Annotated in this window: 4 protein-coding genes; 3 read left to right on the top strand and 1 reads right to left on the bottom strand. The window is 72.2% G+C overall.

What is annotated here, in order from left to right; genetic code table 11:
* Positions 1-98: 98 nt before the first annotated feature.
* On the bottom strand, positions 99-1070 hold the full coding sequence (dapD, locus tag AB0G02_RS31990) for a 2,3,4,5-tetrahydropyridine-2,6-dicarboxylate N-succinyltransferase (protein WP_360801566.1): 972 nt from the start codon (positions 1068-1070) through the stop codon (positions 99-101).
* A 25-nt stretch (positions 1071-1095) separates the two neighbouring features.
* Between dapD and dapE the strand changes: the two genes are divergently transcribed.
* The 3 genes from dapE to AB0G02_RS31975 all read left to right on the top strand — a co-directional run.
* Positions 1096-2157 (top strand): succinyl-diaminopimelate desuccinylase, encoded by a 1062-nt coding sequence (gene dapE / locus AB0G02_RS31985; protein WP_360801563.1) that lies wholly within the window; start codon positions 1096-1098, stop codon positions 2155-2157.
* Positions 2158-2184: 27 nt separating this feature from the next.
* The gene (locus tag AB0G02_RS31980; protein ID WP_360801560.1) at positions 2185-2949 is read left to right on the top strand and encodes a TIGR00730 family Rossman fold protein; all 765 of its coding nucleotides are present in this window, start codon (positions 2185-2187) and stop codon (positions 2947-2949) included.
* A 5-nt stretch (positions 2950-2954) separates the two neighbouring features.
* The coding region (locus AB0G02_RS31975; RefSeq protein WP_360801557.1) for a TIGR00730 family Rossman fold protein at positions 2955-3434 on the top strand (480 nt) is incomplete at its 3' end.

The raw sequence follows: 3434 nt of genomic DNA, 5'->3' as shown, positions 1-3434 counted from the left end.
CCGCTTCTTCCTGCCCATGGGCTCCATGATGGGACATCCTTCCGGGGGCACGCGCCCCCTGATCTCAGATGTCCGTCAAAACGGGTCAGGCCCAGGGGTCAGTCGTTGGCGTGCAGGGCGGCGTTCAGGGCCACGCCGCTGCCCTTGCGGGGGAGGACCTTGACCGCGCCGGTGGTGGAGTCGCGGAGGAACAGCAGGCCCGACATGCCGGACAGCTCACCGGCCTTGACCACGGTCCCGTCCGCGCCGGTCACCTTGGTGCCCGCGGTGATGTAGAGGCCCGCCTCGACCACGCAGTCGTCGCCCAGCGAGATGCCCACGCCGCCGTTCGCGCCGATCAGGCAGCGCTCCCCGACGGAGATGACCTGCTTGCCGCCGCCGGACAGGGTGCCCATGATCGACGCGCCGCCGCCGATGTCGGAACCGTCACCGACGACCACACCGGCGGAGATGCGGCCCTCCACCATGGACGTGCCGAGCGTGCCCGCGTTGAAGTTCACGAAACCCTCGTGCATGACGGTCGTGCCGGGCGCCAGGTGCGCCCCCAGCCGCACGCGGTCCGCGTCCGCGATCCGCACGCCGGTCGGCATGACGTAGTCCACCATCCGGGGGAACTTGTCCACCCCGTACACGGTGATGGGACCGCGGGCGCGCAGCCGCAGCCGCGTCTCCTCGAACCCCTCCACGGCGCACGGGCCGAAGTTCGTCCACACGACGTTGTTGAGCAGCCCGAACATGCCGTCGAGGTTCGCGCCGTGCGGCCGGACGAGCCGCGTCGACAGCAGGTGCAGCCGCAGCCACATGTCGTAGGTCGAGGTGGGCGCGTCGGACAGCGACCCGATGCCGACCCGGACGCCGATGACCTCGACGTCCCGCTCGGCGTCCGCGCCGAGCTGCTTGGCGGCGGCCTCACCGAGGGAGGCCGAGACCTCCGCGGACGACAGCAGCGCCACGCCGGGGTCCGCTCCGCCGAGGGACGGCGACGGGAACCACACGTCCAGCACGGCGCCGGTGGGGGTGACGGTGGCGAGTCCGACGCCGTACGCGCCGGTGGGGTTTGCGGTGCTCACGGGTGCCAACGGTAACGTGCGCCGGGTGGCCGACACCTTGCACCTCGCCGCCGATCCCGTCGAGCTGACCGCCGCGCTGGTGGACCTGCCCAGCGTCTCCGGTGACGAGGAGCGCATCGCGGACCTCGTCCAGCGGTCCCTGGAGCAGCAGACCGCGCTGGAGGTGACCAGGTCCGGCAACGCCGTGCTGGCCCGCACGAACCTCGGCCGCCCGTCCCGCGTCGTGCTGGCCGGCCACCTGGACACGGTGCCGATCAACGACAACCTGCCGTCCCGGCTGGAGGACGGCGTCCTGCACGGCTGCGGCACGGTCGACATGAAGGGCGGTGACGCGGTGATGCTGCACCTCGCCGCGACCGTCACCGACCCGCGCCACGACCTCACGTTCGTGTTCTACGACTGCGAGGAGGTCGACGCGGTCCGCAACGGCCTGGGTCGGGTCGAGCGCGAGCTGCGGGAGTGGCTGGACGGCGACCTGGCGATCGTGTGCGAGCCGTCCAACGGGGTGATCGAGGCGGGCTGCCAGGGCACGATGCGCGTCGAGGTCCGCACCCGCGGCGTCCGCGCCCACACCGCGCGCGGCTGGATGGGCGTGAACGCGATCCACGCCCTCGGTGAGCCGCTGCGCCGCCTGGAGGCCTACGAGCCGCGCGAGGTCGACATCGACGGCTGCCGGTACCGCGAGGGCCTGCAAGCGGTGCGGATCGGCGGCGGGGTGGCGGGCAACGTCGTGCCGGACGACGCCGTGCTCACGGTGAACCACCGGTTCGCCCCCGACCGCACCCCGGAGCAGGCCGAGCAGCACCTGCGGGAGCTGTTCGAGGGCTACGAGGTGACGGTCACCGACAGCTCGCCGGGCGCGCTGCCGGGCCTGGGCGCACCGACCACCGCGGAGCTGGTGCGGGCGGCGGGCGGCACACCGGTCGCGAAGCTCGGCTGGACGGACGTGGCCCGGTTCGCCGCCCTCGGGATGCCCGCGGTGAACTTCGGTCCCGGCGACCCGACGCTCGCGCACACGCAGCAGGAGAACGTCCCGGTGGACCAGATCCGGCGGTGCGCCGACGTGCTGCGCCGCTTCCTGGGCTGACCGTCGCCCGAGGCTAGACTCCCGGCAATGACGGACAGCGTGGACGAGCACCCCAAGGAGAAGCAGCGCGGACCGGTCGTCCTGCGTCGCGAGCGCCGCGACGAGCTGACCACGACGGACCAGCGGCTGCTGGACTCGCGCGGTCACAGCGACTGGGTGCACACCGACCCGTGGCGGGTGCTGCGCATCCAGGCGGAGTTCGTCGAGGGCTTCGGCGCGCTGGCCGAGGTGCCGAGCGCGGTGACGGTCTTCGGCTCCGCCCGCACCGGCCGCGACCACCCGGAGTACGAGATCGGCCGCAAGCTGGGCGGCGCGCTGGCCGAGGCCGGGTTCGCGGTGATCACCGGCGGTGGTCCGGGTGCGATGGAGGCGGTCAACCGGGGCTGCTCGGAGGCCGGCGGGTTCTCCGTGGGCCTGGGCATCGAGCTGCCGTTCGAGCAGGGCCTGAACCCGTGGGTCGACCTGGGCGTGAACTTCCGCTACTTCTTCGTGCGCAAGACGATGTTCATCAAGTACTCGCAGGCGTTCATCTGCCTGCCGGGCGGCTTCGGCACGTTGGACGAGCTGTTCGAGGCGTTGACGCTGGTGCAGACGAAGAAGGTCACGAAGTTCCCGGTGGTGCTGTTCGGCAAGGCCTACTGGCAGGGCCTGTACGACTGGGTGCGGGACTCGGTGCTGGACAGCGGCAAGGTCAGCGAGAAGGACCTGGACCTGCTGTACCTGACCGACGACATCGACGACGCGGTGCGCGTGGTGAACGACGCGCACAAGGCGTGGGCGGACGCGCATTGACCACGGTGACGGTGTACTGCGGGTCGCAGAAGACGGTGCCGCGCAGCTACCTGGACCTGGCGGCGGAGGTGGGCGCGGGCATCGCGGCCCGCGGCTGGGCGCTGACGTGGGGCGGTGGCCGCACGTCGATGATGGGCGAGGTGGCGCGGGCGGCCCGGGAGGGCGGCGCCCGCACCACCGGCGTGATCCCGCGTGGCCTGGTGGACCGCGAGGCGGCCGACTCCGACGCGGACGAGCTGCTGGTGGTCGACACCATGCGCGAGCGCAAGGCGTTGATGGAGGTGCACGGCGACGCGTTCCTGGCGCTGCCGGGCGGCATCGGCACCTGCGAGGAGCTGTTCGAGGTGTGGACGTCGCGGGTGCTGGCCATGCACGCCAAGCCGGTGGTGGTGCTGGACGTCGACGGCCACTACCGCGGCCTGCTGGCGTGGCTGGACGAGCTGCGCGAGCGCGGCTTCGTGTCCCGGTCCGCGATCGACTCCCTG

This window comes from Actinosynnema sp. NPDC023658, from assembly GCF_040639995.1.
Classification (GTDB): Bacteria; Actinomycetota; Actinomycetes; order Mycobacteriales; family Pseudonocardiaceae; genus Actinosynnema.
This window is presented reverse-complemented; position numbering and strand designations above follow the sequence as displayed.